Source organism: uncultured Mailhella sp. (assembly GCF_947631555.1).
GTDB lineage: Bacteria > Desulfobacterota > Desulfovibrionia > Desulfovibrionales > Desulfovibrionaceae > Mailhella.
The window spans coordinates 1-3,361 of the sequence record NZ_CANRLT010000141.1 but is presented as its reverse complement, the minus strand read 5'-3'; the positions used below and the strand labels follow the sequence as shown (position 1 = coordinate 3,361).

Genomic DNA, 3,361 nt, shown 5'->3' with positions numbered 1-3,361 from the left:
CACAGGCGGACGCACTTTCCGCCGCTCCCGCCGCAGCCTGTCCCGCAGGCCCTCTCGGACGCATCTTTGACGCGCTCTCCCACGCGGGACTGCTCGTCCTGCTCGTACTCTGCGCACTCATGACCTGCGCCGAAGTCCTCCAAATCCGCGATCTCTGGTTCTCCGACGAAGTACGCCTTGCCGATGTGTTCCTGCATCTGCATCAGGGCGACTGGCTGACGCTCACTCTGAACGGCGTCCCCTATCCTGACAAGCCGCCTCTGTACTTCTGGGCCATGCAGGCGCTCTCCCTGATACCCGGTATCTCCGTGCCTATGGCCGTGTTTCTTGCGGCAGCCGTGTCCCACGCCCTGTTTACCGTCTCGGTATGGGTGCTGGCCCGCGGGACAGGGCACGACAGGTGCACCGCCCTCGCTGCCGGACTGCTGACCCTGTGCTGTGTCTACGTCAGCGGCGCGGCCTGCTATCCGCGCATGGATCTCTTGTTCTCAGCCCTCATCATCCTCGCCATGACCTGTCTGTACCGCGGCTGGATCCGGCCCGCTGCCCCCTTCTGGCTGGGTGCCGGCTTTCTGCTCCTCGGGCTGTCCACTCTGGTGAAGGGTCCTCTGGGCATCGCTTTCGCCGTTGTGGTCAGCATCCTCTTTCTGGTCTGGCGCGGAACACCCGGACGGCTCAACGGCCGTGACGGCCTGCCCGGCTTCGTCCTGATGCTTGTGCTCATCCTGACTTGGATCGGAGCGCTTTCCTTCAGCGGCAAAACGGACTACCTCTATGAAATGCTGGGCGTTCAGCTCCTCGGCCGGCTGACGGATGGCGCCCCCCACGCCCTGCCCTGGTGGTACTATCTGGCCGCCCTGCCGCTCATGTGGCTGCCCTGGATACTTATCGCGCTCTTTGTGAACTGGCTTGCCGCCGTGCGCGGTATCCCCGCCGCATGGAAAGCCCGCAAAACCGATGGCGGCTCTTCCTGGCTCTGGATCTGGCTTGTCTCCGGCGCAGCTCTGCTCTCTGCCGTGCCGTCAAAGCTCGCCGTCTATGCCCTGCCCCTGCTCGCGCCTCTGGCCGTGCTCACGGCGCGCTCGCTGCTGAAGCTCACCCCCGGCCGCAGCCGCTGGTTCTTCCGGCTCGTGGCCTTCATCCTCTTTGCCGCCGGGCTTGTCCTCACTGCCGCCGACGCCTTCCCCTTCGTCCAGGGCTACATCCCTGACGGCTGGCTTCCGCCCGTTCCGCCCGTGGCCGGTGCCTGGCTGAACGCCCTCCACGGCAGCGCCATCATGGGCGGCATCCTGATACTCACGGCAGTGCTTCTGCTCGCTGTCGTCTGTCTGGATCACCCCGGAGGCGCACTGCTCATCACGGCACTCGGCATGACCGCCATGGCCGTCCCCTACGAACTGGCCGTCGCCCCCGGTCTCGGCGAAATCCTGAGTCCCAGAGCGCAGGCCGAAGTCATGCTGGAAAAGATGAAGGACGGCTACACGCCCGCCGCCTTCAAGGTGTACCCCGGGGTCTACGCCTGGCATCTGAACCAGCTCTCCGGAACCGCTGACACTCTTCTCACTGTGCCTGATCTGAAGGACGCCGCCGCTCTCGGCGCCTGGCTCGCCCAACATCCCAGGACCGTCCTTGCCATGTCCGAAAAGGAATGGGAAGCGTGGGCGGACAAGCCTTCCACGGCCTCGGTGCTCCTGCGCACCTGGATGGTAGACAAGCCCTATGTGGTCGCCGCGATGGACGCCACGCCTCCTGCGCCGCGGCCGGATGAAGAAGCCGCACCTGCGGCGTCCGAAGCCCAGCCTTCCGAGCAGCCCGCGGCAGCCCCCACTGACACCGCCAAGACTGATTCCGCACCCGCTGACCCGTCAGCTCCCGAAGCACCTGCACCTTCCGAGCAGCCGGCTCTTTCCCTCTGATAAACAATGCGTCCCTCTCCCCGCCTCCGGGGAGAGGATCTTTTCAGCAAAAGGCCCCTCATGGCAGCGTTTCTCCCTATCCTCTGTCTCGCCTTCGCCTTCCTGCTCGGCTCCATTCCCTTCGGTCTGGTCATCGCCCGTACTTTTAAAGGGATAGACCCGCGCAAGGCAGGAAGCGGCAACATCGGCTCCACGAACGTGGCCCGCCTCTGCGGCCTGCCCTGGGGCCTGCTCACCCTGTTCTGCGACATCATGAAGGGACTGCTCCCCGTGCTCCTCGCCACCTGCCTTCTGGATTCGCCCTTCCTGCAGAGTATGACGGCCCTTGCCGCCGTTATCGGACACGTCAAGACACCGTTCCTGGGCTTCAAGGGGGGCAAGGGCGTGGCCACCACCATCGGTGCGCTCATCCCTCTGGCCTTTGTGCCGCTGCTCTGCGCCGTGCTCTGCTGCGTTGCCGTCATCGCCGTCACACGGTATGTCTCCCTTGGTTCCATGGTCATGGCCACGGCGCTCATCGTGGCTTACGCTGTGGCTGGACGCTATGACCTGCTGCCCCTCGCCGTCATACTCTGGGTCATGATCCTCTGGGCGCACAGGGCAAACATCGGCCGTCTCCTCCGCGGTGAAGAGAGCAAGTTCCTCGCATCGGGAAAATAAGCCGCGCAGTGTTCCGGCACTGGACGGACAGACGGCGCTGTGCTATCCTTTCTTACAGGAGCAGCCAGCCTCTGCGCCCTGCTCGTTCGTCTCTTACGCGGGACTTCGTCCCGTCCCGGCGCCCCGGGGAAGGATCGCTTATGCAGATAGAAATTGTCTTCCGCAATCTCACGCCTTCCGAACCTCTCAAAAGCTATGCCCTCAAGCGTTTTCAGAAGCTGGCCCGCATGGTCGGCGAAGAAGGGGAGAACAAGGCCCTCGTCACCCTCTCTCTGGAAAGCGGCAGGCCCCGTGCGGACGTCCTGCTGTCCGGCCCAGACCTGAACATGGCGGCCAGCGAGAAGAATGATGACATGTACGCCGCCATCGACCTGTGCAGCGACCGACTCGGAGGGCAGCTTCGCAAAGCCAGCGAACGCCGCAGCCAGATTAACCGCGACACCATGGTGGACGCTCTCACCAAATAAAACGTGTGCCGGTGCGCACCCAGGCTTCTTTCCCCCGTGCCCGCTGATATGCTCCCCATCAGGTGGACAAAGTAAGAAAGCCCCGCTAGGCTGAACTTTGTAAGCTGATGGGGATTTGTATGTCAGAACGGAAATTCACAACCTATTCTCAAGAATTCAAAGAGGATGCAGTACGGCAGTACTTGCAGGATGGCAAATCGTATCGCCAGGTTACGGAAGAACTCGGCATAAAGGATGCCAAGACTCTTCGCTCTTGGGTTAGTAAAGCCAGAAAAGGGGAATCATTGGAAGACGGGCGAGGGAAAGCAAAAACAGCAA

Annotated in this window: 4 protein-coding genes; all 4 read left to right on the top strand. The window is 62.8% G+C overall.

Translation table 11 applies throughout. The features are described 5' to 3' along the window. Positions 1-1,916: dolichyl-phosphate-mannose--protein mannosyltransferase (locus Q0Z94_RS11570; RefSeq protein ID WP_298069868.1), on the top strand; the 1,916-nt coding region annotated here is incomplete at its 5' end. A 60-nt stretch (positions 1,917-1,976) separates the two neighbouring features. Continuing rightward, on the top strand, positions 1,977-2,576 hold the full coding sequence (plsY, locus tag Q0Z94_RS11565; RefSeq protein WP_298069866.1) for a glycerol-3-phosphate 1-O-acyltransferase PlsY: 600 nt from the start codon (positions 1,977-1,979) through the stop codon (positions 2,574-2,576). A 140-nt stretch (positions 2,577-2,716) separates the two neighbouring features. Next, complete coding sequence (gene raiA / locus Q0Z94_RS11560) at positions 2,717-3,043, top strand: ribosome-associated translation inhibitor RaiA (RefSeq protein WP_298069864.1); 327 nt, start codon at positions 2,717-2,719, stop codon at positions 3,041-3,043. Positions 3,044-3,162: 119 nt separating this feature from the next. Beyond that, positions 3,163-3,361 (top strand): transposase (locus Q0Z94_RS11555; RefSeq protein WP_298069863.1); only part of this gene is annotated, 199 nt, incomplete at its 3' end.

Excerpts from the sequence above, each read along its gene's own strand:
- raiA (WP_298069864.1), top strand. The coding sequence starts at position 2,717 with ATGCAGATAGAAATTGTCTTCCGCAATCTCACGCCTTCCGAACCTCTC.
- plsY (WP_298069866.1), top strand. The coding sequence starts at position 1,977 with ATGGCAGCGTTTCTCCCTATCCTCTGTCTCGCCTTCGCCTTCCTGCTC.